Below are 26,772 nucleotides of genomic sequence, written 5' to 3' on the forward strand. Positions count from 1 at the left end.
AAATCCAGAGTAAACCTTGAATAAGTCAAACTATAACGTTTTAAAGGGAGAGAGAGCCGATGAAAGCAACAAAGGCAGATATCAACTGGTTGGGGGACGTAAGTGTATTTGAGGTGAACCGTCTGCATGCTTATTCCGACCACCGTTATTACCAAACAATGGAAGAGGCAGTAGGTTCAAGCGCGATGTCCATGCGTTATGATCTGAATGGTACGTGGAAATTTAACTATGCTATTCGTCCAGACAGCCGTTCTGAGTTTTTCTATACATCCGATTTTTCCAGTGAAGGCTGGGATGATATTGAAGTTCCGGGGCACATCCAGCTACAAGGATACGGACAGATTCAATATGTAAATACACAATATCCTTGGGATGGCCTGAACGAAATTCGTCCGCCGGCATTGCCGCAGGATAAAAATCCGGTTGGAAGTTACATTCGCACATTCCACCTGCCGACAGGTTGGGAGTCGAATCCGGTATATATTTCTTTCCAAGGTGTAGAGTCTGCATTCTATGTATGGCTTAACGGACAATTCGTAGGATACGGGGAAGACAGCTTTACGCCATCTGATTTTGACCTGACGCCATTCCTACAGGATGGAGAGAACAAACTCGCAGTTGAGGTGTATCAACGCAGCACAGGCAGCTGGCTGGAAGACCAGGATTTCTGGCGTTTCTCGGGTATTTTCAGAGATGTTTATCTGTATACGGTCCCGGCTGCGCACGTACGTGATGTTCATGTTCGCACAGATCTGGACAAGTCCTATACCAACGGTACGTTGCAAGTGGATCTGAAGCTGGAAGGAAAAGCGGTTGCAGGAGCACGTGTAGAGGCTGAACTTCGTGATCGTGAAGGCAATACCGTTAAAACGTTTGAATCCAAAGTTAACGATGGACAAGTAAGTCTTCGTGAAGATATCGGTACAGTGAACCTGTGGAGCGCAGAGATTCCATACTTGTATCGCCTTTATATTCGTGTATATGATGCTGCGGGTACACTGGTTGAGGTTGTTCCTCAAGCCGTTGGTTTCCGTACATTTGAAATGATTGATAAAGTGATGCACATCAACGGTAAACGTATCGTATTCAAAGGTGTGAATCGCCATGAGTTCAACCCGCGTCGTGGACGTGCAGTTACGAAGGAAGATATGCTGTGGGATGTTCGTACGATCAAACAGAATAATATGAATGCTGTACGTACGTCACACTATCCAAACCAAAGTCTCTGGTATGAGCTGTGTGATGAATATGGATTGTATGTTATTGACGAGATGAACCTGGAGACACACGGATCTTGGCAGAAACTTGGTGCCGTTGAGCCTTCATGGGTTATTCCAGGTGACAAACCGGAATGGCATGATATCGTTATGGACCGCGCTGTATCCATGGTGGAGCGTGACAAAAACCATCCGTCCATTCTGATCTGGTCTTGTGGTAATGAATCACACGGTGGTGAAGTCATCTACAAAGTATCCCAATACTTCAAATCGGCTGATCCAACACGTCTAGTACATTACGAAGGTGTATTCCATGATCGCCGTTTCGATGAAACAAGTGATATGGAGACTCGCATGTATGCCAAACCGGCGGACATTGAGGAATTCCTGAATGCAAACCCGACGAAACCTTATATTAGCTGTGAGTACATGCATGCCATGGGTAACTCTATTGGCGGTATGCACAAATATACGGAGTTGGAAGACAAATATCCGATGTATCAAGGTGGATTCATCTGGGATTACATCGACCAATCCATTTATAAAAAAGATCGTTACGGCAAAGAGTTCCTCGCTTATGGCGGAGATTTTGGTGATCGTCCATCAGACTATTCGTTCTGTGGCAACGGTATCGTCCATGCTGACCGTAAAGTAACTGCGAAAATGCAGGAGGTTAAATTCCTGTATCAAAACATCAAGCTATTCCCGGATCGTGAAGGCGTTAAAATCGTGAACGGTAATCTGTTCGCAGATACATCTGCGCTGGAACTGGTATACAGCCTGGAGCGCGAGGGGCATGAAGTACTGCGTGGAACATTGGAAGTGAACGTGGATGCACAAAGCGAGACGGTTGTGAAACTTCCGCTGGGTGCAGATGCTCTGACGGGTGGCGAGTATGCTGTGAACACTGCACTTGTGTTGAAAGCTGCTACACTGTGGGCTGACAAAGGCGAAGAAGTGGCATTTGGACAGTTTATTTTCACACAGGATCAGGTAAATGATGCAGTTGAAGTCGACTTGAACCTTGTAAGTGATGTACAGGTGGTTGAAGGTGACGTTAACATTGGTGTTCGTGCTGGCAAGACACATGCGCTGTTCTCCAAACAGTTTGGGACACTGGTTTCCCTGAAATTGTCCGGTCGTGAGACGATTGCTGTGCCACCTGCACCGCTCTTCTGGCGTGCAATGACGGATAATGACAAAGGTATGGCGATGGGCTTCGAACTGGGTGCCTGGTATGCAGCGAGCCTGATGCCACGTTCTGTAGAGTGGAAAGCGGAACAGAAACCGGATCAATACCGGATCGAGTTCACGTACAAGCTCAACATTTCGGAGGATGTACAAGTGAAAGTGGTATATACCGTTCATGCAGATGGAAGCGTACGTGTGCATAATACGTACAAAGGTACAGCTGGATTGCCAAACCTGCCAATTCATGCATTGTCCTTCAGAACATCACCTGACTTCGAAAACGTGGAATGGCTCGCGATGGGACCCGAAGAAAATTATGCAGACCGCGCATTTGGCGCACGTCTGGGTATCCATGGCAGCAAGGTAGTTGATACCATGGCTCCATATCTGGTACCACAGGAATCAGGCAACCGTACGGGCGTACGTTGGGCCAAATTGACAGACAACGCGGGACGTGGCTTCAAAATTGAAGCATCCGGAACTCCAGTCGAGCTGAATGTCTCACCATATACAGCATTTGAGCTGGAGAACGCACAGCATGCGTACGAATTACCTCCTGTGCACTATACGGTCGTGACTGTAGCAGGTAAACAAATGGGTGTTGGCGGTGATGATAGCTGGGGTGCTCCAGTTCATCCGGAATACCTGATCCCTTCAGACGGCGAACTGACATTTGAATTTGTCATTCGAGCACTGTAAGTAAAAGAATCGTACAGAATAAAGAATGTATACTATAAAGAACAGAGGTCTTCGCTCATCGGAGGCCTCTGTTTTGTTATGTCAACGAACAGCTTGAGAGGCATTGTATGAAACCGTTCTCTCTCCAACCTCGTAATGTACGAGACAGGAAACATAAGAGGGGGTTCAAGATGAGTAAAAAAGCAAAGACAGGTATATGGGTGACGGTGTTGGTCTTCTTGGGTATCATTGTTGGATGTTTCATATGGTATTTCAATACCGCTTCAGGTGAACGTGCACTCAAAACGATGAGGTCCAATAACTCGGGTGGCCTGGAGAGGATTGTTAAAGTGTACAGCAATAATGGTGAATTGATTCAGACCTATGATGGCAAAATTGACGTGGAAGATACGGAATACGGCAATAAAGTATTATTTGATCTTAATGGGAAACGTGTTGTGATCTATAATGCAACGATTGTTGTTGAAGAGAAGTAAAGCAAAATTAAGGAAATGATATAAGGGTCGGGTGAGATTTTTTATGGTGGATATGTACCTCATAATCCTTGTTGCTATCTTGGGAATGATCCTGTTTTATAGTTTGATCGCTTATTTCTTAATTCGTTTCATTTCAAAAAAAGCATTCAAGCTGACGTTAACCAAATATGAAATGACGGAGATTATGACTTGGCTCGCCGTGTTGTTTATTACCTTCATGATGATTAAGAATGGTTCGATAAATCTTCTTTTGCCGGTTGTTTTGCTTATCATTCCATTGATCAATTTGCGAAGGTCTAATCGGAAGCATCGAGAGATGAACTCGTAAACTCTTGATACGTTGGGGTAAGGCACAAGAAGGATGAACATAGGAAAGGTTGACGGAGTTTACATCACTAGTCAGCCTTTTTTAGTTTCATTACGAATGTTGAAAATGAACAAGGAGGAGTTTAGTGATGATTCTGGGCCGATCAACTGACACTTCAGGTTTAACGCAAGTTGCCAATCTTTCGGATGAGTTGCAGTCTGTTTTTGATCAAGCAGAAAGCAAATATCAAATAGTTGATATTGAACTATTCTTTGTTTTCAGGTGTCTCCCTGAAGAATACGATAGAAGATCTACCGTTAGGCATGTGAAGAAGGAGAATGTCATCTATTTTGATCTGGTGGTCAGCGAGGATCGGTATAAGACATTAAGCAAAAGCAAACAACGGTATGCGTTAAGCCATGAGTTCTATGCGTTTTTGAGTGAAAAGATCAAGAAATACAAAATTGAACATCTAAAAGTGAATGAGTTTATCGCAGATATGGGCATGTGGCTGAGGGAGATTGGATGGTTGCAGACCGAAGAGCAAGCCGACATAAGTGAATTTGAAGAAAAGTATAACTAACAAAATAAAGTGATATAAACAACAAAAATAGGCCCTCTTTCGAGGGCCTACTTTTCATGGGAGAGGAGTTAATTCGGCTCATGAGTTCATATATCAAATCGTGAAACCATTGGTAGATTAAGCTTTTCATCAGAATATGGAGTAGAGTAGAAATGCTATTTTTGGGTACTTTTTGCGAAGTAGCTCGACAAGTTGGATTATCGTATAGCTCAGGTTAAACCTCTCTTTATGCTGGGAAGCCTTAAACCTTCCAAAAGATACCATCAAAGAATTAAGTTTGGTATGATTGGTTTTGGGAAGACAACCAGCATGAAGCTGCCTGAGGGGGATTTATTCCGTGTATGATATTTATGTAATCACAAATAAAGTGAACGGCAAAAGATATGTGGGATACACGTCAAAGGGATATGAGTCGAGATTCAATGATCATATCAAACAATCTCGTGGATCAAGCGAAAGGTATCTCTGCCGAGCTATAAGGAAATATGGGAAAGACCAATTTTATACCGAGTTAATTGAACAAGTCGAAACACTCGCGGAAGCTGCTGAAAGAGAAAAACACTTCATTGGAAAAATGAAAACCTTTGCTCATAACAAGGATGCGCATGGATATAACGCGACTTTGGGGGGCGAAGGAATGAATGGGGCGGTTTTCTCAAAGGAGACGAGGAAGAAAATCAGCGTCACTCACAAGAAGCGCGGAAGCTGGTCCGGGGAATCGAATCCTAAGTATGGAAAGGGACACCTTGTTAGCGGAATAAACCATCCTCTATTTGGAACTAAGATGTCAATAGACACAAAAGAGAAGATCGGTAATTCAAATAGAGGACGCTTAAAAGGTAACGCTAATCCATCTATAAAGGCTGTAATATGTTATTCCTTGGAGTTTTCAACTGGTTTAATTGAGAAATTCAACTCTTTTTTTGATTTAAGAGATTCATTTGAAAAGAGAGGTATAAAATTGAACCGTAGCAGTGTTCTTGCAGTCATGCGAGGCGGAAAAGGTCGAAAGACTTTTAAAGGTCATATGTTTTTTCGCCAAGATGTCACAGAACACCGAGTCCTAACTGAGATTGAACATAAATTCAAACACTGAATCATTGAACCAGTTGTAATGAAAGATCACAGACAAGGCAGTATCCATCCAAATGCAAAATCAGTCTCTTCTTATGCTGTGGACGTATCAAACGGAGAAATTCATAAGTTTGACTCATGGTTTGATTTGAAAAGTTGGTTTGATGTTCGAGTCGGTTCCAAGACCAGTTATTCCAACTTATATATAATGCCTTAAAAGGCAAGTATCGTCATACCAGAGGATACAAACTTTTCAGAGATGATGTGACTGACAAAGATACGATGGATGATCTTTTATTGAAATACAACGAGGGCAGAACCTTCAACGACTAGTCGAAAGACGTAGGGCCAAGCGGCTCGAAACGGGAGGCATCCAAGCCTCCTTTTTTTATTGCTTGGATGAAGATAAAGTCTGAAACATACAGCTGCTGAATGGGGTATGGTATTAGCGGCTACACCATGTGAACAGAGATGGACGCGATCAAGGAATTGACTATTCGTACGAAGGTCCGATGCAAGACAACCCATGAAGGTTATAAACTCCTGAATCTCAATGCTGCACAATTCGAAAGCGCCATAGCTGGTGGAGGTAAAACCGCATAAATGGCAACACAGAAGATATTCCAAGCGCTCGTCAAAATCGAGGATCTGATAAAGCGTAATGCTGCAGGTGTTTCACTCTTTGGTACTCAGTTCGAGGATCTGGAGTATGAAGCAATCAAGGCAATGGGTGAGGCTAGAAGCCAATTCGATCACACCCGAGAGACAATGGAAAATGTTAAGAATGTTAAGTTCGACACTTTGGGTATGGCATTCCAGTCCATCGGACGGTCAGTTGAGATGGATTTCATTCAGCCTTTGGGTAAAAAGTTGTTGCCGGTTCTTTCCAAAGTGGCAAAGTGGTTCCAGTCTACTGATGGCAAGGCGTGGATGAAAAACATGCAGGACAATATTCAAAAGATCATCAAAAAGGCTGTTGATCTGTACAATACGATTAAGAATAACTGGTCAGGTGTAAAAAGTATTGCTTTGTCTGTCGTGGCGGGAATTGTAGCTATGCAAACAGCATTTGGAGCTTTAAAGATAATTGGCAGTATTAATGCCCTTATGAAAGCTTATAAAGCTGGAACACTATTAGCCTCAGCAGCACAATGGGCTCTGAATGGCGCTATGCTCGCTAATCCAATTGGCATAGTAATAGTTTCGATAGGTGCGTTGGTGGCGGCTATCGTCCTAGCAATAACGCACTGGGACTCCATCAAAGCAGCTGTAATGCGGTTTTGGGAGTATGTTAAAACAGCGCTTGGAAATATCGGAGGCTGGTTCTCGGAACGCTGGAACGAGGCGTATAACGCAGCGACGACAGCGTTCGGTGGTTTGACTGGTTGGTTCGGCGGGATATTCGAAAACATTAAAAGGATATTCAGCAGCGCAGTTAACTGGATCATTGATAAGCTGAACTGGGTGATCGACAAGGCCAACGGGATCAGCTTTGACATACCTGACTTTCTCGGAGGAGGCACCATTGGCGTTGATATCCCTAAGATCCCAACAGTGGGCGGATACGCCAAGGGTGGTTATGTCGATAGACCTGAGCTTGCTTGGGTTGGTGAGGGTTCGTCTCCTGAGTGGATCATCCCGGACAACAACTCCCCTCGTTCTCGGGGGCTTCTCGAATCAGCGAACCGCAGTATGGGCGTTGCTGCAGCTCCTACGGGCGCGATGAATATCAATTACAACCCGCAGATCATTATCCAAGGCAATGCAAGCAAGAGCGATATCATAGCAGCTCATGACGCTGGTCGGAGTTCTTTTGAACAACAAATGGCTCAATGGCAAAGACAAAGGGAAAGGGCGAGCTTCGGATGATAGTATGAACGGTAATTTGTTTTAGACTTGATACCAATCATTTTTATGAGGCATGATGAATAATTCGAAATGCATTATTAAGGCGCCTATTAGGGTGCCTCTTTTTTTTAAAGCGAACATACAATCTGATTGACAGGTCTTAAGAACTAAAGGAAAATGAAAGAATTAAGTAAATCTTTCCAGCTATATCTAATTTAATTGGAGGTAAGTTAGTGAGTATTCCTGCTTTTTTCGATAATTATCATTTGCCAGATGGTGAACACGTATGTACAATGAAAGAAATAGAGCGTGTGTTCCTATTTTCAGAAAAAAGATCTAATGTGTGGGGAAAGTTCTTAGACTTGTTATCAAAGCTAGAAGAATTAGGACTGAAGTATGAATATATATTGATTGATGGGAGTTTTGTTACTGGAAGAGAAGAACCCAGTGATGTTGACTTCGGAATATATCTCCCCCCTTACATAATTGCTGAAGCTTTAACTGTTCTAAATGATACTGAAAAAGAACTATTGAAGTATTTTACAGATCTAAATAATCAGTATGAAATAAGTCAGAAATTTGGAGCTCATTTACTAATCGGTCACAATGACATTATGATGGAAGACATATCTTTTTGTTTTAGAGAAGGATTAGATTCTGAACTACGCCCCCCTGACCCTAAGAGAGATCCGGAATGGGTTTCAACTCCCGCTGCTAAGGGGATACTTAAAGTGATCAGACAGGATGGAGGTGAGTCAATTGAACGATTCGATGAATGATAAAATTCAAGGGGTTTCCAATAGATTAAAACGAGCTAAACAAAATCTTGATGAACTTAGAGAACAATATAAAATGAACCCTGATCTCTTATCCATATACGAGCCTTCTGCTGTTTATATTGTTAATCAAATTGAGTCAAAATTGAAAAAAATGTTATCTGAACAGTTTGGAGTTTCATTGCAACCTGAGCGGGTAGAGCAAGAGAACGTTGATATATGGGTAAGAATTGAAGGTAAAGAGTTTAAAAATGGTTCAGGCCCTATTGGGCAAATTGGCACTTACTTGACACTTTTAAATAAAGTGAATAAACAAGCTATGGCTTTAGTGAAAGAAAAAATGGGGGAAAAAATCAAACTTTCAGATTTACCTTCTCTAAATTTAGTGGCTACAGCGCCTGGTAGCTTAAAGCTTGGTCTGAATAAGCCCAAAATCGAAACTCCCGAGCCGGATCCTCAAGCAGATTTGTTTAATGGATACAAAGGTAATTGGGAGCTGCTTAAAGAGTCTCTTGAAGAATCATCTTTGGTAAGTCAAGGAATGCAATTGATTGTTCGAAGCATAGCATCCATTAGTGATGAATCCGTCTCTTCCGAACTTAAGCAAGAATATACGGAGAAAAGCATAATAAAGATGTTACATTATGTAAAAGATTTGACACCTTCAAGTAGATCCGATATAGATTACGTTAGTTTTGAAGGGAATAATATTCGAGTTAATAATAATTATATTAAAACCACTAAAGAAACTCGGAAGCTCATATCAGAATATTCAAAAAAATTAGCTCCAAATACGGAGTATGTAGAGGGTACTGCTACAATCATGGCTGCAGATATAAGTAATCAAGCATTGATAGCGCGTCCCTTCAAATTTAATGGTGCGGAACACAAAGAAATAAAATGCATTCTTCTTGACACTGTGCCTGCAGAAGATATCAAGAATCTTTTAAATCAGAAAGTAGAACTCTCAGGATATATTGTGTTTGATAAAAACAGAAGTAAAATGTTACGTCTTGAAATAGATCATATAACCATAAGCGATAATAATGCTTTTTAGTAATAAGAACCATACCTCAGCGTGTGGTTCTTATTTAGTGTCGATACCTAATAAAAATCATTGGGAGGAGAGTAGTTAATGTGGCATAGTGTATGGGATTTTATTGTGAACGATTTTTTAAGTTTTATTGGTGCTCTTTCTATTTTTGGAGGGTTGGCGCTTGGCTTAACATATTTCTTGAAAAAGTATGTGGACAATCAACTCCAAAAGAACCTGCAAGGACACAAGCGAGAGATGGACAAACAAATTGAAGCATTTAAACACATACAACAGAGGGCCTTTAAGGAATTCGATCTATACACTACAAAGAGACATGAAGTCTATCCAGAATTACACAAATTAATGGAACAAGCATATGGCGAAATACTTGGATTAAGAGGTCTAAAACATTCACCTGATTTCAAGAAATACAGTGTAGATGAACTGAGAGATTACCTTAAAAAAAATAAAGTAGGGGAAGTTGATACGAATGAATTGCTTGATCTTTTTTCCAGAGATAGGAGAGCAGCTGATAGAAAAATATCTGAGACAATGCGTATAGTTGAATACTATCAAACATTAAACTTTTGGAGCGAGGCGAATAACTACTTAGTAATAAACGAATTATATTTGACGGAAGAAGCTAGAGATTCGGCAGTTGATTTGCTGAGTAATTTGCGGAAATTTTGGATTAATGTTGACCCAGAACTCCCTTATGACAAAGAAAATTCTGCAGAGATAGAGAATTTAAAAAAGATATTTCTGCCTACTAGTAGAATAAGGTTAAAATTAGCATTAAAAAAAGATTTAAGTGAGTCATTCTCAGATCACCCATAACTTACCGCCTCAACCCTTTGTAGCAAAACGCTATAATTGGGTTGAGGTGTTTTTATGTTCATCAGTCCTATGTTACTTGAAACAGCATCGGGTCCATTCTCACATTCGGATTTCATTTTTGAACCTAAGGTTGATGGTCACCGGTTGATATATTCGCAACAGTCCGGCAATGTCCGGTTATATACACGTCACAACAACGATTGCACACGTCAGTACCCGGAATTACTACTACCCTTTGACTCTGACATCATCTTGGACGGAGAAGTCGCTTGCACCGATCCAGTTACAGGCTTGAACGACTTTGAGGCAGTCATGAGCCGGTTCAGCACTCGGCAGCACTCGAAGGTTCAGCAGCTTACCATGACATTGCCAGCCACGTTCGCCATATTCGATATTCTGCAGTACAACGGTCACGACCTCCGTAAGCTACCTCTTATAGAGCGCAAGGGATTCTACAAGGGTTACAACTTCCATCTAGTCTTTGGAGTGGTGCCGCATGTTGAAGGCGCAGGAGAGGCCCTATACGCCCAGATAGAGGCAATGGGCATGGAGGGTGTAGTTGGTAAGCGCAAAGACATCCAGTATGTTAGCAGGCGATCCAGAGAGTGGCAGAAGGTCATCAACTGGTCATATACCGATGTATTCATCACAGGATACAAAAAGTCAGAATTCGGGTGCTTGCTGCTGTTCCAGATCCAAGTGGCAGTATGCGACCGGTAGGGATCATTGAGCATGGTCCAAGTCCAAAACATAAGCAGGCTTTCCGTGGAGTGTGCCAGCAGCTTGTAACAGGGGAAGATGAGAACCATGTTTACCTGGAGCCCCGAATTCAGGCCAGGGTCAAAATGCGTAATTGGACCAAATCAGGCTTGCTACGTATCCCCGTGTTTGATCAATTTATTGTGTGATTATATATTGTAAAGACAATACAGGAGGTGTTTTGTATGTGTGGTAGATTTACAATCACTGATCCCTTGGACGCAATAATGGACAGATACTATGCATCTATAGCTGATGGCTTTGAGTACAAACCAAATTACAATGCTGCCCCTATGCAATACATTCCCACAATTATAGGCAGCAAGGATGGAAATAGGCTGGGTTCGCTCCGATGGGGCCTGGTACCCGTTTGGGCCAAGGATGACAAGATTGGAAATAAGATGATTAATGCCCGAGCCGAGACACTGGCAGAGAAGCCAGCTTTTAAACGTCTGATCAGCTCCAAGCGCTGTATTATTCCAACAAACGGGTTTTACGAGTGGAAGAAAGAAGGATCTGCAAAGCAGCCAATGCGCATCTTGATGAAGGATGACCGCTTATTCTCGCTTGCCGGCCTGTACGATACTTGGACAGATCCGGACGGAAACAAACTGAGTACGTGTACAATCATCACTACTGAACCAAATAGCCTAATGGAGGACATCCACAATCGCATGCCTGTCATACTACGCCCCGAAGATGAGGCTGAGTGGCTCGGAAGAGACAATGATGATGTTCAGTCCCTACTTGACTTGCTCAAGCCATATCAAGCTTCAAAGATGAGAGCATACGAGGTGCCCAAGGAAGTTGGTAATGTGCGGAATAACAATGAGGAATTATTAAAGGAAGTAAATTAGATGCTCATTTGTGAGTGACACCATAGCGGTGGGCACTCTTTTTTTTTTGTTTTAGATAACAGAAATTTATGGAAATACCTACATAGGTCTGATAGACTATTCTGGATTGATTTCATCGTTGAAGGAGTTTGTTATGATTCATAATATCAGTGAGATTTTTGGTATGGTATTCTTTGCAGGATTGATCTTAGCGTTATTTGTACTAGGCTTAATGGGTATTGCTGGAATGTTTCTTAATATCTATAGAAGATTGAAAGGGTTAAGGACTAAAAAAATGGAACCTTGCAGATCTTGTGGGCATTCAATCTCAAGTTCTGCCATTGTATGTCCTAATTGTGGAGAACACTACGGACGAGGAAGTGGATTTGCTAATTCAATCATTGGTTGTTTTATCGTTGGATTTGTTTGTATTGGAATTGGTTTCTATGCCTTGTCAGAATTTCTCGAGACATTTGAAACCTTTAGTTTTAAATAGTAAATGTTACATAGTAAACAAGACTATTCTAGATTAATTACATAGTTGGAGGAACGTCATGTTTGAGCGTATAAACAATATAATGGGTAATTTATTTGGTATAGGAATCATTATCGCAATGTTTGTACTTGCAGTGCTAGCCTTTAAGGCAATGTTTAGAAATATAAAAAGAAAGTTCAAACCTAACTCTAACAACTTAATACATTGCCAATCTTGCAGAAGTGCAATATCTGGAGATGCTTTCATGTGTCCACATTGCGGACATCATTACGGGAGATCAAGCGCTGGTAATTCTATATTTTACTGTTTATTGGCCGGATGTGGTTTTTTGTTGGGGGCATTTTATGGTCTCCAACTCTTCTTTGAAGAAGAAGAGGTTCTTATTTTTATCCAAACATACTTTAACTAATCGAATACCCAATAATAAAGGAGCCATATATGACTCCTATTTTGTACCCTAAATTCAAACGTGTCACGAAAGAATCTTTTCCCTGCCAACTTGACAGAGACTTGGCTATAGGCTTCTACTGATCCACAATAGTCAATGATGTGCTCTTGTTCCTCTAACACATGCCAAACCACCACCCGATCCTGGCTTAAAGCCGCCGTGAAAAAATCTATGTCCTCTTTCAACACCCTATATGTATGGTTCATACTATTCACCTCAAGTAAGATATTTCTTCAGCTACCACTGATGATCCTGCCATGGGGTGGAGTTATTTTATTTAGAACGAAGGTGTGGGGCAAGCTTGATTAGTTGCCGAATCAACAGGCCGAAATAATGATTGTTCCACAAACTACAGTTAATCAAAATCAGGTTAATTCGGATACAGTAGCTAGAGTATGTAAAGCGCAGATTGATAAATTGGTTCAGTAAGCATAACTGGATTTACAACATATCCCATTGCATATATAATTCTCATTATAAAATGGGACAGTTCACTTACTTGGTTGGCTAAAATGGCTGACGGGGTATGTTTTTAACGAATATTGCTGTCTTCTTATGGACTACTAGGGGGAGTTAAATTTGAGTTTTAAGCAACGAATTGAAAGGGCGGTTACTCGACTCAAGGTGTTTGTTAAAAAGTTACCTAAGTATTCATGGATAGCAGTTAAAAAGTTGCAGAAGTGGATAAGGAGAAAAGAATATATTTTAATGTCATTTGGTTTGATTATCGCAGTAATTGCAGTTTCAGTTCCATTCATGATAATTTATTTCACCAATACATCCTATACCTTGAATAGTTTTAATACCTTGGGTTCTATTGGAGATTTCTTTGGAGGAACTACGGTAGGTTTATTGTCACTGGCAAGTATTATATTTGTTACTGCTGCTGTTATCATGCAGAAAGAAGAGCTGCAATTACAACGTGAAGAGGTAGAAAAGACAAGAAAAGAATATGAGGTCACTAATGCAACAATGAAAAAGCAACAGTTTGATAGTACATTCTTTAATATGATTAATCTGCATCATAATATTTTAAAGGAAATATCATATAATGGTGTTAGTGGGAGAATAGCAATTACATTATTATTTGAAAAAGTAAAGGAAGTATACAACAATGAAGTCCATGTAGAATATAAGAGAACTCTTAAGAATTACTTTTTATTTTACGAAAATATATCCATAAGGAACGATTTTCTTCTAAAATCAATCTTGTTTAATCTGAAAAATGAATACATATCTGCTGTACAAAGCCATGCTGAAACCTATACTGATTACGACTCTTATGGAAGATCAGATCAAAATAGGCTTATTTTTAAATTGACATCTATCTATAAAGATACAGACTCATACTGGATTAATATGAAAGAACAAGCTATGGAAGAATTTTATGCTAATATGAAAGAAGACCCTGAGTATGCATTAAAATTATTAGATGAAGTTGATTTTGAAGGTCTGCTTAATGCTAAAATAGACCATTATTTTTTAGACCTTTATAATAAAAATACCAAAACTGAACCATTGAAAGATCTAAAAATACAATCCTATGAAGTTGTATATAATGCAAATGAAAATTTAATCGGTCATTATTATCGCAACTTATATAGAATAATCAGGTTAATTCAGGATGAGACATTTGATCTAGATGAGGAGAAGAATGAGAAAGAGAAGAAAAAATATAGAGGAATTTTACGAGCGCAGCTTTCTTCTTTTGAGTTAATGATGATATTCTATAACGTTGCTTACTCCAAAAAAGGTGAAAAATTTAAAACTTATTTAATTAATACGAATTTCTTCGATGATCATTTAATACAGTCTGATTTTATATGGGCGAATGATAAAGATGAGTTGGCATTAATAAATTAATTTTATTCAGTAAAAATATCATAAATTAATTGTTTGAAGTTTGAAGCCTATACTATAGGCTTCTTCTTATATTGAAATCTAGTTGATGTACATGATTTGAGATTTCAATTACAATATTTTGTAGTAAATACTAGGGAGGAATTGGATTGACTACCAATGTTAAAGATCAAGTAGAAAAACAAGAGCAAGAAGCCAAAAAAGAAGAACTAAAAACTTGTTTCATTGTAATGCCTATTTCGAATGCAGATGGGTACGATACAGGACATTTTAATAGGGTTTATGACTACATAATAAAACCAGCTTGTGCTGCTGCTGGATTCAAACCGTCGAGAGCGGATGACACCAAGCACACAAACACAATTATCTTGGACATACTAGATCAAATTGTTAAAGCAGATATGGTTTTATGTGATTTAAGTTCGAAAAATCCAAACGTCATGTACGAATTAGGAATAAGACAAGCATTTAATTTACCTGTAGTATTGATCAAAGATAATGCAACTCCGAGAGTGTTTGACACATCCGCATTGCGAGATATTGAATATGATCAAACATTACGTATTGATAATGTGAACTCAGTTGTGGACAGATTAACGGAAGCATTAAAAGAAACTTATAGGATGAAAGATGATGATACTCATTCCTTAATAAGTATGTTAAATATTGAGCCTGCGACACTTCCTGAGAAGAAAGAAATAAGTGCAGACACTGCAATCTTATTAGACGCGATTAATACTATGAAATCAGAACTTTCATTGAGAAATGCACGACCGGTTGAAAGACTAACGTGGGGACTACTAGAAAATAATGAGAGTACCGAAAAAGTAGTTAGTATAGGTGGAGATCTGGTTAGTAAAAATATTAAGTTGAAACTCCCGACAACTTTTGGCTCTTCTGAGTAAAAATTAATATACACGTAAGGAACAGGCATCTACCTGTTCTTTTTTTTATTCAATAACACTTAGCTATTGCAATACATATGGCTTTACCGTGTATTTATGGCAGACAAACAAACAGGAAAATTAAGGAGATGAGCATTGACCTTGAATCAGTACCGAGATTTGGCGGACCAACTGGGAGGAGAGGTCGGAGAACGGATCGCTGCACTGGTCGAAGAATTGGAAGAGTCCAGAAAGATCATACACGAGAAAAAGTACCCACCTCTCCTTGGTAGCAAGGAAGTAGCGGAACAGATTGGCGCAGATCCCAAGAACATGCATCATGTCCGGAAGTACAAGATGTTCCCTGAGCCTGACGTTATGGTTGGGACAAGGCCTTTCTGGTTTAAACCTTCGATTGATGAGTACCAGAAACGAATGGAAGAGTGGAGAAACAAAGACAAGCCAGATTAGGAGTTGGGTCCCTCTGACAGATGAAAACTGACTACGGGTGCTTGCGAGCCCGAAATCGTTCCAATTTTACTTTTTGTTTTCACCTTCCGCTTCTTATCGCCTCAGACCAAATCTAGGGCTTTTTGAGCGTGTTTCTTCAAATAATGCCCCTGGACTTAAGTGTTAGTGAAATGGTGAGATAACGGAAGTTAAGGGTAGACAATCATGAGAAGGAAACCTTAAGAGGGAAAGATTGTTTAATTGATACCTGATATCATTTTGTGTTAGGAAGGGGATTCTCGTTGATAGAGCGAAGGTAATATCTCAGAAGGAGGAGATTGCCTTGCTAAGCATAGTAGATTACATAGCTAAGAGAAAGAAAGAGGACGGTCTTAATGAATTTAATTACCAGGCGAAGGCAGAAAATACGAGTATCTGTGTAAATTATGTGTTTGAGTATTTCAACAATTATCTTACTGAAAGTGCATCAGATGAAAAAACATATCTCCAGTCTGAGAAGCTTGAGAAGTACCGGGGGCAGCTAGCACAGCTTGATTCTGAAACGGCTGAGTGGCTCGTTCAAATGTTCGATAATCATGGTAAAATGCTAAATCATGCTATTAATAATTTTCTGAAAAAACAAGAGCTATTTCTGATCTATAATTCTGATACTGAATTCCGGAGTGTTTCCTACGAGTGTTACACTTTCTTGAGTAAAAAGCATCCTTATTTAAGAGATCATACTGAGATGTTATTCATTTATATCAAAGAGCATCATGGGATCAAAAGTCAGGAAAGAAATGGAGTTAAAGTTCCTTATATTAATGAAGAGATAAATAATTGGCTGGAAGAGACATCGAGAAAGCATCAAGTGAACTTATGGAAGTTTACTTACGACTGGGTGATTAAATTTTATGAAGAAGAGAAGTTGTGGCCAGCAACACATAGAAAAAAAAGTAATGATTCTTGGAGGAATTACGAGTATGACTACAAGCAAAAGAGTAATCTTTTCAATCTAAATGAATTGTATAGAAGGTTGCCTAAGAAGTCCTTCATTCGAGGCAAAAAGCAGGAGTTGGAGATTTTGATGATGTACAATTGGCTTTTTGATGTGGTTGGAGATGAAGAGTATTGGGACGAATACATTTCTAAAGTGATCGAGTATTCTTAATCATTATGAAAGTGAGTCCGGAGTTGATGAAGCATCTAAACGAGCTATTGGACACTTACACACAGGAAGTGAAGAGTGCGGGGTTAAAGCCGTCTACAGAGAAGACATATCTACTTCACGCCGATCATTTCGTTCGCTGGTGTAACGGGGACTTTGTCCCTGGTACTACATTAAAAAAGAATAACAAATAAGAATATCAAATTGATGGAACTAAATATTAAGGGTCTTCATTAAACGAAGGTCCTTATTTCTGTCCGTTAAACGGTCAGGATGTATAGTGTATATATGAGTATTATAAGAACAACGTACTCGTATTTTGAGTCTGGCAGAATTTCATATCATCCTGATCGGATGATGAGTCCCCTCGTATTTATCTCCTGTTAGTATCTGTTACCCCCGACCTTACTTGTAGTAACCCCGCCGACTTGTACTCACTTTATGAGTATGTAAAAATTCTACATCTGTCAGATTGACAGCTAGAGAAATTGATTGGCGCAGTAAACAGTCCATAAAAACTAGAAGGAAGAGTAAGGCGCAAGATATGTGATTTGAAATCACATGGTGGAGTATGGAAGAACCGACGAAAAAGATATTATCCACTTAAACGGATAGTATCGAATAGGTGATGACCGTCAGATTGACGGATATGAACCCACTCCTCCAAAGAAAATAACAATTGCAAGAAAAAGAAAACAACCGGAGGATGTACTTTCAAAGCACCCCCCATGTCGAAGATGGGAGTCATAGTAATAAGGTCATCGGCTGGATGTGACATCAGGTTTGTAGAGAAATACCCTGGCGATTGGTGGGCCGTCCTCTCTGATGTATCAAAGGTGCTTGGATTGAAGGCTTTTAAAGTCCGGCAACGTCTTTCAAAGGATCTACTTTCAAAGTATACCCTTCAAACATCGGGTGGTCCTCAGGAAATGATCACCGTAAGTGAATTCGGTATTTACGAAACAGTATTTGAAAGCCGGAAGAAGGAAGCCAAGGAATTCAAACGCTGGGTATTAAGACGCTACGTCAATCAACAGGTCTCGAAGGATTCCAAGTATTTCGAATGCTCGACAAGAAAAAAACGCACCCAATTCGCACCCAATAACGGATTGAGTAATGACATTCAATCGTTAGGGATAGATGAAAACCTTGATAAATAAGGAATTTAACAACAAAAAGAAGCCCTCTTTCGAGAGCTTCTTTTTCATGGGAGAGGAGAAACCGGACGAAGAGCTTATGGGGAAACGTAAGTCTTCTCCGCGGTTGTCTACGACACTTGTGATGTCGATAATTATAGAATCGCCCGATTGTTTCCTTTTTATACATATGCGTCAACAATTCGTCAACAATTTTCCAAGGGAAATGAAGACCGCACATTTTTCAAACTGAACCCGAGTGTGGTACGATAGTCGTATCAATAAACTTACATAGAGAAAAGGTGACTCGTCAAGTGAGAGTGGTATCTGGGAGTGCAAAAGGCAGGCCGCTGAAGGCTGTTCCTGGCACGGGTACGCGGCCGACCACCGACAAGGTGAAGGAAGCGTTATTTAGCATGGTTGGTCCTTATTTTGAGGGCGGCACAGCATTGGATCTGTTTGCAGGCAGTGGAGGTCTCGGTATTGAGGCGCTGAGCCGCGGCATGGACAAGGCTGTTTTTGTTGATTTGGAATCAAAAAGTATTGAAGTTATCCGCATGAATTTGAAGGCAACCAAGCTGGAAGACCAGGCGGCCGTATATCGTAATGATGCAGGTCGGGCATTGAAGGCACTCGCCAAGCGAGGCACAACGTTTGATCTGGTATTTCTCGACCCGCCATATCGCATGAAGACCGGGCACGAGTTGATGTTAACCATGCACGAACTGGAACTTCTGGAACCCGAAGCAACCATCGTGCTTGAATATGAATCCAAACATGATTACCCTGAGCAATTCGGCCCGTTTGAACAAACGCGCAAGGCTTTGTATGGGGAGACGGCAGTATCCATCTATTATTATGCGCCAGAAGCAGTTAAAGATGGAGAATCCATTACACCGGAAGAGGAGGCTCCTCATGACTGAAATGATACACCGACAGGAACGGATCGCCGTATATCCTGGAAGTTTTGATCCCGTAACGATGGGGCATCTGGATATTATCGCCAGAGCGTCAAAGCAATTTGATCGCGTCATTGTAGCTGTGTTGAACAATATGAGCAAAAATCCGCTGTTTACGGTGGAGGAACGCAAGGAATTGATTACGGAAGTAACCCGGCATCTACCAAATGTGGAGGTGGACAGTTTCCGCGATCTGACGGCCAATTATGTCCGGCAAAAGGAAGCTCAGGTCATCGTTCGTGGTATACGCTCGGTAACTGATTTTGAATACGAGTTGCAATTGGCATCGACCAACAGCAAGTTGAATCCGGATGCGGAAACGATATTTATGATGACAAATCCGAAGTATTCCTATTTAAGTTCCAGCATCGTCAAAGAAATCGCTCATTATCATGGAGATGTTACAGATCTTGTCTCACCTGAAGTGGAAGCTGCGCTCCGTCAGAAAATCAGCGAGAAAACCGGCGGTTAAACCAGAAGGTAAGACCCGATAGACTAACCATGACTGCAAGAAGTAACGCAAGACCCATGCATGCGACAGGGAAGACGCTCCAAACGGTGTTGATCGTGTATGTGTTACCAGGACTATGTATGAGTAGCCAACCAAATGGTGTTGAGAGGTCCTGCTCTGCATTCGTCTGTAATGTGGTCCAGACTTCTGTGCTATAACGGCTGAACGGCATCCATAGGAACAGACTGATGAAAAAGGCAATTAATCCATGAGTCAGACGAACTCCGGCAAAATACAACATCGATTTGCTGCTTGGACCAGTTGTTTTCAGGACAGCAGAGACTTGCAGATGGGAGCATAAACCACCCCATCCCAGAACGGCTGCAAGTAGAGACATGAGCAGCGCGGGTGTAAGTGAGGTCTGGCTCAAATGATAGGTGCCCAGGTGAAGCTCAAAGAAGGCTGGCCACAGTGCAGCAGAGGACCCGGGAGTCAGATATAGGGAGACCAACCGGATAAACACGGCAAAACCGATCATGTATCCACCAGTCATCATCAAGGTCTGTACAGCTTGGGATACGGTGTCACCGAGCAGTTTGCCAAATCCTCTTCCATCACGACGATGGGCTTCTCTGGCTGCGATCATCATATCAGACCATACACTGCGTCGTTTGAACGTTGCGTGGTGGGGTGCAGATGAGCGACTTGTGGAACTTGCAGGACTTGCAGGCTGAGAATCAAGAGAGCTCTTATCTGCTTGTACGGCTGTCGAGCCAACCCTGTCTTTCTGGTTACCCGGTGCAGGCAGGAGACGCGTGGCAAGAATGGCAGCAATCCAGCCGCTGATCCAGTGGACCATGAGTAGAAAATATCCGGCTGCTGGCTGGTGGAGAAAAGCAGCACCAACGACCAGTATGATCATCATTGGATTGGCAAAATGAGATGCCGCCGCAAGGACAACCGCCTGCTTGGCGGTAATTTGTCTATCCTGAAATAAACGGGATACTGCATCTGCTCCTGCGGGGAATCCGCCGCACATGCCAACGGCAATCGCCAGACCTGCGTTGCCTGGAAGCCTAAACCAGCGTTGCATTAACGGTCCGAGCAAGGCGCCGATCGCGTGGGTGAATCCAAACGCAGTGAGCATTTGGGATAACATGAGGAACGGGAGCATGGCAGGGAAGATGATTTTCCACCATATATCCAGACCTTGAATAGAGGCATCAAACGCTTCTTTGGGGGAAGCAACTACCGCAATGACCAACATTAAAGCGCCGGTACTTAGGATTATCGTTCGTAACGGGCCAGAATCTCTAACCTCGCTCTGTAATGTCATCGTTTCACCTCATATCAGATAACGCCGATTTGGCATCTGAATCGTTATGGACGGCCGAATGACGCCCGAAGGGCGGTTCGGCCTTGACCGGACAGGCTATTGTATACAGCGGCCTATCCGGCCTGTACCATTGTATGCACAAGGACCAGAGTGTTAGACTTGAAAAAAATGATTAAATAAGATGGAATTATGATCGCTGATTAGTGTAGAGTTCAGCTTATATAGAGATACAAAGAACGGAGGCTCATGCGATGAATCGGATTCGGAAATCTGGCGGATTCAGAGCTTCGATCTTTGTGATCGTGGTGGCTCTGGTCGTCTATGTTGCCGTGTACATGCCAACGCCGTATATCATATATATGCCTGGCAGTGCAGACGAAGTAAAACCAATGGTAACCGTTAAGGGTGGAGACCAGGAAGAACGCGGTGTGTTCATGATGACGACCGTGTCGGCAACATATGCCAATGTGTTTTTGCTAGGAACCTCTCTGTTCAATAAAAATGCTCAAGTGGATAAAAAGGAAGACCGACTGCGCGGCAAAAGCGAAGCGGAATATTCTGCCGAACAGGTGTGGTTCATGAGTGACTCACAATCCTCCGCAATGGAGGCTGCATATGAGCAGGCTGGTGTGACTTATTCTATTGTACCTGAACATATCTTTGTATTTGGACTGTCCGAAGATCCAAAACCGGAAGGAGATATTGCTCCGGGAGATATCATTCTGGGAGTGAATGGAACAGCTACGCCGGATAATACGGTGCTTTCTGCCCAGTTAAAAGATAAAAAGGTCGGAGATACAGTCGAAATGCAACTGGAACGTGGTGGAGAGACCATTAGCAGGGACGTGAAACTGATTCAGGTAAAAGACAGTAAAACGGGTGAAACCCGCCCGGGACTCGGCGTTATGATCGGTGCGGTTCAGAAGGTGAAAGCTGAAGATCCGGACAAACAGATCTCCTTTACCGATACTCAGGTTGGTGGTCCGTCTGCCGGTTTGATGTTTACGTTGGAGATCTATAACCAGTTAACACCTGGAGATCTGACCAAGGGGCATCGAATTGCGGGTACAGGTACCATTACTAAAGACGGTGTGGTGGGTGCCATTGGTGGTGTAGTGCACAAGATTGTAGCCGCTGACCGGAAAGAAGCGGAGATCTTCTTTGTACCTAAGGATAACTATAAGGAAGCAGCAGCCAAGGCTGAACAGATCGGCACCAAAATGAAACTTGTGCCTGTAAGCACGGTGGATGATGCGCTGGCTTATTTGAAAACCCTGTCCGTGAAATCATAGATTATAATCGGGCGGGAAGAGATCGAGCCAACGTTGAACCGGATGGATAATGAACGGATGAAATCGGAAAAATTGATTGCAATGGAATGAAGTGTGATCAAGAGATTTGAGAAGATCAACAAACTCACTAGACCCAAAGGGGTAGAGATACCCAAAAGATTTAAGAGAAAAAGAATTAAGAGAACAAGAGAAGTGAATAAGGAAATCCCCTTGTTGCGAGGTGCCTGAGAGGCGCGCAACAAGGGGATTTTTTAATTGTATAGTTGAGTGTGGAACAGTGGATGTCAATGATCTGTTTGATGATGGAATAAAAAGCTCCATAGAGATGAAGCCTTATGGTCAAAAGGGGATTACAGTCTCACAGGCGACTCATAGTAGTCACTGAACATCCTACGTGTGTCCCTGTGCTCGCAAGCGAGCCCATACGCAACCTGAGCTTGTATATCCAGTTCCAGCTGATTGTGTGTGAACGTCGATGGTTTCAGCACAACAGGCAGTGACGCGGTTTTCTTCATTTGTTTAAGCAGGCTCTGCCCTTGAGCCTTAAATCCGAGGACTCGGAGATATCCGGGTCCGGCAGCTAATTGCTCTGGTGAACACTCGGCTTTGGTGTGATTCAGGAGCAAGTGGGCGAGCATACGCTGGAGCTTGGTGCGTGTGTATCGTTTGGTCTTCATTGCATTCAGGAGTGTTTCGACTGAAGGCTCCGGGAGCTGAGCGAGTGCACGGCTCAGCCGGTGTTCTAGGCCTTCCGTGAATTCGGCGATGCGTTCCAGCTCGGAGGCACGGCGGGTGGCCGCGAGGTGCAACAGCGGCTGTGCAAAGCGCTCCCAGTGTATGGGAGCGCGCCCTTCCTGCCATTCGCGATGCAGAATGGCAAGGGTTGCCGCCGGCACGTATGGCGCGGCGGCGTTGGGGCCGTCCGCCATCAGCAGGCGGCGGACGGCTGTTGCACTGGCGATCGCCCCCGGTCCAGGCGTCGCCTCATGATACGCGGCACCGGTACGCGCCGCCGTAAAGGGCTGGATCGCGCTGCCAAGTCGTTGCAGCGCGATCAGGTAGTGCAGCCCAAGCGAATTGTTGGGCTGCTCCAGCAGTGCAGCGGCGTCGTGAGCATCGACGCCGCCGGGCGCCAGCGCTGCCGCCGCGCCTGCGTACGCGGCGGGGTAGCTGGCGCCTTCCCGCAGGCGGCGCGCGATGTCCTCGCGCATCCCTGCGGGCTCCACAGCCAGCACGCGCGCAATGCGCTGCAGGCTGTCCAGGTCGCCGGACTCGCTGCCAAAGCAGAGCGAGTCCACAATGCCGGTGCGGTGCAGCAGCGATACCGCACCGAAGGCAAACCACTCGGCCGGTTGGACCGCGTACGCCACCGGCAGTTCAAGCACGAGATCCGCGCCTGCGTGCAGCGCCATCTCGGTGCGCGCCCTTTTACCCACGATGGCGGGTTCGCCACGCTGGAGAAAAGGGCCGCTCATGACTGCGACAACGGCGTCTGCGCCGCTTAGCCGCCGTGCTTCCTGCAAATGATAGACATGCCCATTGTGCAAGGGGTTATATTCAACAATGACGCCTACGGCTTTCATGATTAGACGTACTCCTTTCGATTGGATAACCGAGTATGTATAACATCCATTCCATCATAGGGGATGTCATGTATTAGATCAAATCATGCACCAATTTAGACAAGAAAAAGGCACAATTCCAACATCAGCAGATGTCAGACTGTGCCTGTAAATCTATTGTATATTACACATTTTCGATAATCGGAGAACGGCTTCTTCATCTTAATAAATCATCGTAGTAGTACACTTACCTATACACTTATACATGTAGGAAGAAGTTAGGTTAATCACATCTCGCAATCTCAGCATGCTTAGACACTTTCCGGCGTGGGAGATAGACTTGCTTTGGGCCCAAAAAATTCATAATGAATGTTGTCCGCGGCAACACCAAGCGCCTGAAGTTCCGTATACACTGCCCGCATGAACGAAACCGGTCCGCACAGATAATAAGTGGAATCCAGTTCATCAATCACTTGACGAAGCCAGACCGCATCCATATAACCTTCCTTATGAAAATACTCATTTTCACGATCAGCATTCTCAGGTTGAGTATAACAATAATAAGTTTTAACGCCCGGATTGCGTTTGGCCAGACTGTTCACATGATCACGGAACGCGTGCGATTGACCATTGGGACTTGCATGCAAAAATGTAATGGTGCGATTTTCATTCAAGTTAACGAGCGTATTTAACATACTGATCATGGGCGTTAGACCCACACCACCACTCAGGAGAACAACAGACCGTTTATCGTCTGCATTCAGCGTGAAGTCGCCAGCAGGAGAGGATAGTTCCACCAGACTGCCTTCTTTAATGTGATCGTGGAGATACGTAGAGATAACTCCGTCAGGACGCTCTAATACACCTCGCTCACGCTTAACGGAAATGCGATAGTAGGGTTTACCCGGGGTATCTGAAAGGCTATACTGACGAATCTGGGTAAATGACTGTGCCTCTGGTTGGATTTTGATACTGATGTATTGTCCCGGTTCATAACTGGCAATGGGCTGGCCATCGTCTGGAACGAGGTAAAAGGACGTGATGATTTCACTTTCCTGCACTTTCTTAGCAACCTTGAAGGTACGAAATCCTTCCCAGCCACCCGTCTGGTTTTCCGCTTCTGTATACATGTCCTGTTCGATCCCGATAAAAGCATTTGCAATGACATTGTAGGCTTCGCCCCACGCCGTGATAATTTCATCCGTTGCCGCGTCTCCAAGTACGTCTTTGATGGCTTGAAGCAGATAGGTGCCAACAATCACATATTGCTCGGGAACGATACCCAGGCTGCGATGTTTATGTGCAACTTGCCGGACGGCAGGCAGGATGGAGGACAGATTATCGATATGCAGGGCAGCGGTGTATACCATATTGGCGAGGGCGGCTTGCTGTCGTCCCTGTTTCTGATTTGCGTGATTGAAAATATTCAGTAGTTCCGGATGAGCTGTGAACATCGTTTCATAGAAATGACGTGTGATCGCTTCGCCGTGGACTTCAAGTACGGGTACTGTAGATTTAATGACTCTAATGGTGTGCTCGCTTAACATACATTTTCCCTCCCGATATAATATGAAATAGTTGGATAATAAATCGGTCATGGAGCTGATCATGTTTCGGTTTATAGCAAGTATAGATAGGGGACAAGCGGGTCTATGTGATATAGATCACACTAAACGTTAACGAAATGTGACCGCTATTTGCAAGGAACTACAATTAAAATGACGACTTGTAGTTTATCTTGAAGTGAGTCTATAATAGACCAGATGGAGTAAACGGTTCTGGGCCATTGGTTTTAAAATAGGGTGTAAAGTTAAAAGTGTTGACAAACGTCTTGAAAAATCGGTATAATGATTTTTGTTTGTTAAGTCAATTTCATAATACTTTTAACGAAGATTCGTCAGAATACATACAGTCAGGATTTATTGCTTTACAAAAGCAGGCTTGACCTGTATAACTGTCGTGATACGTTTGATACGAATTATGAAATTGGTTTCGTTTGGAGTGATGGAAATGTTAATGCCATTTCGCAAAGTGGCTACCAGTGATGGTCCCCTGAAGTTTAACGAACAGTGGGAGATCAAGGAACTGGTTTTTAACCGACAAGATATCACAGCCGTTACCCCGCTGACTGCGGACTTATCTGCAGAATTCAGAGAAGGTGACGTTGTGGGTGTTCATGGCAAGCTGACTGTAGGAGTGGACATGTTGTGCTCCCGTTGTCTTAAGCCAATCAATGAACATTTTCATATTGATTTTCATGAGCAATTCAAGCAGGGAAAACAGCCAAAGGAATTACACGAAGACGATGATACGCTCTATGTGGATGGAGATAGCGTTGATCTGAAGGGTTATGCCGAGGAAGCTTTCCTGCTGGATCTTCCGTTTATACCGCTATGTAGCGATACATGCAAAGGGTTATGCCCCAAGTGTGGCCATGAGCTGAACGAAGGTGACTGCGGTTGTGATAACGAGGTTATTGATCCGCGGCTTGCAGGGCTCAAGGATTTTTTTAAATGAGCATGATTGAAAATCGAACATTTTAAGACTACCTGCAAAGGTTGATTTTGATAAGGAGGTGGGAATAATGGCAGTACCTCAACGGAGAACGTCCAAGACGCGTCGCGACAAACGTCGCACTCACTTTAAATTGGCTGTACCGGGCATGGTGAAATGTGAACAATGTGGCGAACTTAAACTTAGTCACCACGTGTGCAAAGTGTGCGGAACGTACAAAGCAAGAGAGATCATCTCTCAATAATAGTTGGACATTAAGTAGCACTTCATTTCGATGAGGTGCTACTTTTTTTGGATTAGAGAGTGTAAGTAGAGTGAGCTAACTAGCATGAAATCCTTGCACCAGAAGGGTGAATTGTTTTTGTTAGGCCAGTCTTTCTTTTTGACACGGGATGAGATATACTATAGTTTAGTACCAGGTTCTAAGATTTGACGTTACATATAGATGAACCATAATCCGTTTGAGAACGACCCTGGTGACCAGGGATGCAACTATAGAAGCAACACGAAAGAATGGTTGAACTGGCCGGGCGGGACGGTTCCGTAAACGATACAGCGGGGGGTGTCAGGCATCGAA

At 42.8% G+C, this 26,772-nt stretch carries 25 protein-coding genes; 22 read left to right on the forward strand and 3 right to left on the reverse strand.

Annotated elements, in window-relative coordinates:
• The first annotated feature begins 59 nt into the window (after positions 1-59).
• From MHH92_RS10680 to coaD, 19 genes are all read left to right on the forward strand, one after another.
• Positions 60-3,107 carry a glycoside hydrolase family 2 TIM barrel-domain containing protein gene (locus MHH92_RS10680; protein ID WP_340903627.1) on the forward strand — a complete coding sequence of 1,016 codons (3,048 nt, stop codon included), beginning with the start codon at positions 60-62 and terminating at the stop codon, positions 3,105-3,107.
• A gap of 170 nt (positions 3,108-3,277) precedes the next feature.
• Positions 3,278-3,583, forward strand: coding sequence for a hypothetical protein (locus tag MHH92_RS10685; protein WP_127543817.1), 306 nt, complete (start codon positions 3,278-3,280; stop codon positions 3,581-3,583).
• A 455-nt stretch (positions 3,584-4,038) separates the two neighbouring features.
• Positions 4,039-4,473, forward strand: coding sequence for a hypothetical protein (locus MHH92_RS10690; RefSeq protein ID WP_340903628.1), 435 nt, complete (start codon positions 4,039-4,041; stop codon positions 4,471-4,473).
• 337 nt (positions 4,474-4,810) lie between these two features.
• Entirely contained in the window at positions 4,811-5,569 is a 759-nt protein-coding gene (locus MHH92_RS10695; protein ID WP_340903630.1) for a GIY-YIG nuclease family protein, read from the forward strand.
• A 581-nt stretch (positions 5,570-6,150) separates the two neighbouring features.
• Complete coding sequence (locus tag MHH92_RS10700; protein ID WP_340903631.1) at positions 6,151-7,416, forward strand: hypothetical protein; 1,266 nt, start codon at positions 6,151-6,153, stop codon at positions 7,414-7,416.
• Between the two features lie 212 nt (positions 7,417-7,628).
• Positions 7,629-8,174, forward strand: coding sequence for a DUF6932 family protein (locus MHH92_RS10705; protein ID WP_340903633.1), 546 nt, complete (start codon positions 7,629-7,631; stop codon positions 8,172-8,174).
• A complete protein-coding gene (locus MHH92_RS10710; RefSeq protein ID WP_340903634.1) occupies positions 8,155-9,228 on the forward strand; it encodes a hypothetical protein in 1,074 nt (357 codons plus the stop codon). Before MHH92_RS10705 ends, MHH92_RS10710 begins: the two co-directional genes overlap by 20 nt.
• A gap of 78 nt (positions 9,229-9,306) precedes the next feature.
• Positions 9,307-10,044 carry a hypothetical protein gene (locus tag MHH92_RS10715; RefSeq protein WP_076318496.1) on the forward strand — a complete coding sequence of 246 codons (738 nt, stop codon included), beginning with the start codon at positions 9,307-9,309 and terminating at the stop codon, positions 10,042-10,044.
• A gap of 54 nt (positions 10,045-10,098) precedes the next feature.
• Complete coding sequence (locus tag MHH92_RS10720; protein WP_445744669.1) at positions 10,099-10,764, forward strand: ATP-dependent DNA ligase; 666 nt, start codon at positions 10,099-10,101, stop codon at positions 10,762-10,764.
• Between the two features lie 224 nt (positions 10,765-10,988).
• Positions 10,989-11,660 (forward strand): SOS response-associated peptidase, encoded by a 672-nt coding sequence (locus tag MHH92_RS10725; RefSeq protein WP_076318497.1) that lies wholly within the window; start codon positions 10,989-10,991, stop codon positions 11,658-11,660.
• Positions 11,661-11,793: 133 nt separating this feature from the next.
• On the forward strand, positions 11,794-12,135 hold the full coding sequence (locus tag MHH92_RS10730) for a hypothetical protein (RefSeq protein ID WP_076318498.1): 342 nt from the start codon (positions 11,794-11,796) through the stop codon (positions 12,133-12,135).
• Between the two features lie 58 nt (positions 12,136-12,193).
• Positions 12,194-12,544 (forward strand): hypothetical protein, encoded by a 351-nt coding sequence (locus MHH92_RS10735; RefSeq protein WP_340903637.1) that lies wholly within the window; start codon positions 12,194-12,196, stop codon positions 12,542-12,544.
• Between the two features lie 618 nt (positions 12,545-13,162).
• A complete protein-coding gene (locus MHH92_RS10740; RefSeq protein ID WP_076318501.1) occupies positions 13,163-14,446 on the forward strand; it encodes a putative phage abortive infection protein in 1,284 nt (427 codons plus the stop codon).
• Positions 14,447-14,592: 146 nt separating this feature from the next.
• Entirely contained in the window at positions 14,593-15,348 is a 756-nt protein-coding gene (locus tag MHH92_RS10745) for a hypothetical protein (RefSeq protein WP_076318502.1), read from the forward strand.
• 141 nt (positions 15,349-15,489) lie between these two features.
• Positions 15,490-15,798, forward strand: coding sequence for a hypothetical protein (locus tag MHH92_RS10750; RefSeq protein ID WP_143781037.1), 309 nt, complete (start codon positions 15,490-15,492; stop codon positions 15,796-15,798).
• Positions 15,799-16,120: 322 nt separating this feature from the next.
• Positions 16,121-16,948: a hypothetical protein gene (locus tag MHH92_RS10755; protein WP_076318504.1), complete on the forward strand. Its 828-nt coding sequence runs from the start codon at positions 16,121-16,123 to the stop codon at positions 16,946-16,948.
• Between the two features lie 734 nt (positions 16,949-17,682).
• On the forward strand, positions 17,683-18,105 hold the full coding sequence (locus MHH92_RS10760; RefSeq protein ID WP_340907661.1) for a BRO-N domain-containing protein: 423 nt from the start codon (positions 17,683-17,685) through the stop codon (positions 18,103-18,105).
• Positions 18,106-18,395: 290 nt separating this feature from the next.
• Complete coding sequence (gene rsmD, locus MHH92_RS10765) at positions 18,396-19,004, forward strand: 16S rRNA (guanine(966)-N(2))-methyltransferase RsmD (protein WP_340903640.1); 609 nt, start codon at positions 18,396-18,398, stop codon at positions 19,002-19,004.
• A 1-nt stretch (position 19,005) separates the two neighbouring features.
• On the forward strand, positions 19,006-19,512 hold the full coding sequence (gene coaD, locus MHH92_RS10770) for a pantetheine-phosphate adenylyltransferase (protein ID WP_085981453.1): 507 nt from the start codon (positions 19,006-19,008) through the stop codon (positions 19,510-19,512).
• Here the strand turns inward: coaD and MHH92_RS10775 are convergent.
• Positions 19,490-20,827 (reverse strand): nucleoside recognition domain-containing protein, encoded by a 1,338-nt coding sequence (locus MHH92_RS10775; RefSeq protein WP_340903642.1) that lies wholly within the window; start codon positions 20,825-20,827, stop codon positions 19,490-19,492. The two genes, coaD and MHH92_RS10775, sit on opposite strands and share 23 nt — an antisense overlap.
• A gap of 251 nt (positions 20,828-21,078) precedes the next feature.
• Between MHH92_RS10775 and MHH92_RS10780 the strand changes: the two genes are divergently transcribed.
• Positions 21,079-22,119 (forward strand): SepM family pheromone-processing serine protease, encoded by a 1,041-nt coding sequence (locus MHH92_RS10780; RefSeq protein WP_091031961.1) that lies wholly within the window; start codon positions 21,079-21,081, stop codon positions 22,117-22,119.
• Positions 22,120-22,469: 350 nt separating this feature from the next.
• On the opposite strand, the gene MHH92_RS10785 is transcribed toward MHH92_RS10780, so the two are convergent.
• Together MHH92_RS10785 and hmpA are read right to left on the reverse strand one after the other, a co-directional pair.
• A complete protein-coding gene (locus tag MHH92_RS10785; RefSeq protein ID WP_340903646.1) occupies positions 22,470-23,702 on the reverse strand; it encodes a nucleotidyltransferase in 1,233 nt (410 codons plus the stop codon).
• A 290-nt stretch (positions 23,703-23,992) separates the two neighbouring features.
• A complete protein-coding gene (gene hmpA / locus MHH92_RS10790; protein ID WP_340903647.1) occupies positions 23,993-25,228 on the reverse strand; it encodes an NO-inducible flavohemoprotein in 1,236 nt (411 codons plus the stop codon).
• Positions 25,229-25,691: 463 nt separating this feature from the next.
• On the opposite strand from hmpA, the gene MHH92_RS10795 reads away from it, so the two are divergent.
• Positions 25,692-26,198, forward strand: a complete 507-nt coding sequence (locus MHH92_RS10795; RefSeq protein ID WP_340903648.1) for a YceD family protein — start codon at positions 25,692-25,694, stop codon at positions 26,196-26,198.
• Positions 26,199-26,265: 67 nt separating this feature from the next.
• Positions 26,266-26,439, forward strand: a complete 174-nt coding sequence (rpmF, locus tag MHH92_RS10800; protein ID WP_017689233.1) for a 50S ribosomal protein L32 — start codon at positions 26,266-26,268, stop codon at positions 26,437-26,439.
• Positions 26,440-26,772 lie beyond the last annotated feature (333 nt).

This window comes from Paenibacillus sp. FSL M7-1414 (genome assembly GCF_038003195.1).
Lineage (GTDB): Bacteria > Bacillota > Bacilli > Paenibacillales > Paenibacillaceae > Paenibacillus > Paenibacillus amylolyticus.

Excerpts from the sequence above, each read along its gene's own strand:
- MHH92_RS10680 (WP_340903627.1), top strand. The coding sequence starts at position 60 with ATGAAAGCAACAAAGGCAGATATCAACTGGTTGGGGGACGTAAGTGTA.
- MHH92_RS10685 (WP_127543817.1), top strand. The coding sequence starts at position 3,278 with ATGAGTAAAAAAGCAAAGACAGGTATATGGGTGACGGTGTTGGTCTTC.
- MHH92_RS10690 (WP_340903628.1), top strand. The coding sequence starts at position 4,039 with ATGATTCTGGGCCGATCAACTGACACTTCAGGTTTAACGCAAGTTGCC.
- MHH92_RS10700 (WP_340903631.1), top strand. The coding sequence starts at position 6,151 with ATGGCAACACAGAAGATATTCCAAGCGCTCGTCAAAATCGAGGATCTG.
- MHH92_RS10715 (WP_076318496.1), top strand. The coding sequence starts at position 9,307 with ATGTGGCATAGTGTATGGGATTTTATTGTGAACGATTTTTTAAGTTTT.
- MHH92_RS10720 (WP_445744669.1), top strand. The coding sequence starts at position 10,099 with ATGTTCATCAGTCCTATGTTACTTGAAACAGCATCGGGTCCATTCTCA.
- MHH92_RS10725 (WP_076318497.1), top strand. The coding sequence starts at position 10,989 with ATGTGTGGTAGATTTACAATCACTGATCCCTTGGACGCAATAATGGAC.
- MHH92_RS10730 (WP_076318498.1), top strand. The coding sequence starts at position 11,794 with ATGATTCATAATATCAGTGAGATTTTTGGTATGGTATTCTTTGCAGGA.
- MHH92_RS10735 (WP_340903637.1), top strand. The coding sequence starts at position 12,194 with ATGTTTGAGCGTATAAACAATATAATGGGTAATTTATTTGGTATAGGA.
- MHH92_RS10760 (WP_340907661.1), top strand. The coding sequence starts at position 17,683 with ATGGGAGTCATAGTAATAAGGTCATCGGCTGGATGTGACATCAGGTTT.
- coaD (WP_085981453.1), top strand. The coding sequence starts at position 19,006 with ATGATACACCGACAGGAACGGATCGCCGTATATCCTGGAAGTTTTGAT.
- MHH92_RS10775 (WP_340903642.1), bottom strand. The coding sequence starts at position 20,827 with ATGACATTACAGAGCGAGGTTAGAGATTCTGGCCCGTTACGAACGATA.
- MHH92_RS10780 (WP_091031961.1), top strand. The coding sequence starts at position 21,079 with ATGAATCGGATTCGGAAATCTGGCGGATTCAGAGCTTCGATCTTTGTG.
- MHH92_RS10785 (WP_340903646.1), bottom strand. The coding sequence starts at position 23,702 with ATGAAAGCCGTAGGCGTCATTGTTGAATATAACCCCTTGCACAATGGG.
- hmpA (WP_340903647.1), bottom strand. The coding sequence starts at position 25,228 with ATGTTAAGCGAGCACACCATTAGAGTCATTAAATCTACAGTACCCGTA.
- MHH92_RS10795 (WP_340903648.1), top strand. The coding sequence starts at position 25,692 with ATGTTAATGCCATTTCGCAAAGTGGCTACCAGTGATGGTCCCCTGAAG.
- rpmF (WP_017689233.1), top strand. The coding sequence starts at position 26,266 with ATGGCAGTACCTCAACGGAGAACGTCCAAGACGCGTCGCGACAAACGT.